Genomic DNA, 810 nt, shown 5'->3' with positions numbered 1-810 from the left:
CTAGGGCCTGTTAACACTATCGCAACGATTCGACGATCAGTGCGAAGTGGATGAAGGCCGCGAACATGACGTCGAGCTTGTCGAAGCGGCTGAAGATGCGGCGGAACCCTTTCAGACGGCGGAACAGGCGCTCGATTTCGTTGCGGCGCTTGTAGATCTCGGTGTTGTACGCCCATGGCTGGGCCCGCAGCGGATGCGGGGGCACGACCGGATCCAGGCCCAGATCCAGCGCGAGCTGCCGGGTTTCATTGCCCTCGTAGGCGCGATCCATGACCAGATGGCAGCGCGCGCTCAGGGGTGGCAGGGCATGCAGCAGGGCGCGACCGGCTGGGGCATCGCCCGCCTGGCCCGGCGAAAGCGAGAAGGCTAACGCGCAGCGGGAATCCGCGGCAGCCATATGAATTTTGGTGGTCCAGCCTCCGCGGGAGCGGCCGATGGCCTGCGGGCCGTTTTTTTTCGTGCGCCGGTGCCGTCCGGGTGGACCTTGACGATCGTGCTGTCCAGGCTGACCGCCTCCAGCCGCACCCGGACCAGCTGTTCGGCCTGCATGCGCTCGAAGACCCGATCCAGGACCCCGGCCTTGGCCCACCGGTTCATCCGCGTGTAGATCGTGTGCCAGTTGCCGAACCGCTTGGGCAGGGCCCGCCACTTGCAGCCATTTTCGGCCACGAACAGGATCGCGTTGAGCACTTGAAGGTTGTCCAGCGACACATTGCCCCGCTGCCGCGGCAGGCAATCCTCGATACGCGCGAATTGCGCAGGCGTAAGTTCCATGCGCAGTATGTTAGCACGTAGTGTTAACAGGCCCTA

The 810-nt window shown here is 64.2% G+C and carries 1 protein-coding gene; it reads right to left on the bottom strand.

Annotated elements, in window-relative coordinates; translation table 11 throughout:
- Positions 1-16: 16 nt before the first annotated feature.
- A protein-coding gene (locus Taqua_RS13110; RefSeq protein WP_144327000.1) for an IS5 family transposase occupies positions 17-774 on the bottom strand; the annotation gives its coding sequence in 2 pieces (ribosomal slippage) (positions 17-459 and positions 459-774; 759 coding nt in all).
- Positions 775-810: the final 36 nt, after the last annotated feature.

The organism is Tepidimonas aquatica (genome assembly GCF_007556585.1).
Classification (GTDB): Bacteria; Pseudomonadota; Gammaproteobacteria; order Burkholderiales; family Burkholderiaceae_C; genus Tepidimonas; species Tepidimonas aquatica.
This window is presented reverse-complemented; position numbering and strand designations above follow the sequence as displayed.